Genomic DNA, 1,447 nt, shown 5'->3' on the forward strand with positions numbered 1-1,447 from the left:
ATGCATTTTAGGCGTGACAGCAGTAAGGAACTTCTTCAAAATAACAATTTCATTCATGGTATTGGTCTTTAGTGATGTTTGGCGATTGATCTGATCACCAAGTACCATGAATGTTCCAAATTATTTTATAACAATGACTTATCAACTTATTTCGTGGGGATACCTCAGGGTCAGAGTCGTTGAAATTCTTGTTTGCTACTCAAAAAATTCAAACTCTTTGAACTTATAACGACATTCCTCGTCTATTTATATAGTTTTTATGTGTGTTCTCATTTTTAAGCCTGATTTGTTATCAGGCTTTTTTTTGCCTTAAATTCCCTTTAACCTTGTGGCAAAGCCGCGCAAAATAGCATAAACGCAGCACGTAAAAGTGACGAGGCTAAAAAGCTAACCCCATGAAGAAGATATAAATGATCCCACTTGTTTTTCATCCAATTTATAGCCAACTAACCTTACCAGCAAAACATAGGTTTCCTATTGAAAAATATAGTGGGATCCGTCAAAGACTGGCGGCTGAGGGTGTTTCTGGTGACTGGTTTTCTAAACCGTCTAAAGTTGATATTGACGACCTGCTCTTCACTCATGATGCTAATTACGTAAAAAGCTTTGTAGACGGCACTATTTCTCAAAAAGCAGTAAGACGTATTGGTATGCCTTGGTCAGAACAGTTTGTTGAGCGGACTTTACATGCAGTCGGTGGAACCATTTTAACCAGTGAATTGGCAATGAAGCATGGCGTAGCTTTAAACTTAACCGGCGGCTATCACCATGCATTTTATGAGTTAGGTTCGGGCTTCTGCGTTTTTAATGACATCATACTTAGTGCTAAAAATATGTTAAAGCACGATTCGGTAGACAGAGTGTTAACCTTTGATTGTGATGTTCATCAAGGTGATGGAACGGCATTATTGGCCACTGGAGATGAATCCATATACACAGTTTCTCTGCATTGCGAGAATAACTTCCCCACAAGAAAACAACAGTCAGACCTAGACTTTCCGTTAGAGCGAGGTATGTCTGATGATGAATATTTACATACGGTAGAGTGCGCTCTGGCGGTGGCTTTCAATACTTCGATGCCTGACGCCGTCATTTACGATGCTGGCGTTGATATTCATGAAGCCGACGATTTGGGGAACTTGAAAATAAGTACTCAAGGCGTTTACGAACGTGACAAATTGGTTTTTGATGAATGCAAACGCCGCGGAGTACCTGTTGCTGCTGTTATTGGAGGAGGATACCAGCGTAACATCGACGATTTGGTTGAGGTTCATCTTCAGCTTTATAAAGCTGCAGGTGTGATTTAGCTCTCAAAAATGTCTATTTCTGTAAGTAACAAACAAAATTAGATTAAAATTCATCCTAAAACACTCTAAATCACACCAAAAATAGAAAAACAAACAAAATACTGAAAGTAAATTACATTATTGTGAAATCAATTTAATAT

1 protein-coding gene is annotated in these 1,447 nt (G+C 38.5%); it reads left to right on the top strand.

Going from position 1 to position 1,447, the window contains the following annotated elements; all coding sequences use genetic code 11:
- Positions 1 to 410: 410 nt before the first annotated feature.
- Positions 411 to 1,307, top strand: a complete 897-nt coding sequence (locus ABJE44_RS11870) for a histone deacetylase (protein ID WP_348110466.1) — start codon at positions 411 to 413, stop codon at positions 1,305 to 1,307.
- Positions 1,308 to 1,447 lie beyond the last annotated feature (140 nt).

The sequence above is a fragment of the Paraglaciecola sp. genome (assembly GCF_039942875.1).
In the GTDB taxonomy this organism is placed as follows: Bacteria; Pseudomonadota; Gammaproteobacteria; order Enterobacterales; family Alteromonadaceae; genus Paraglaciecola.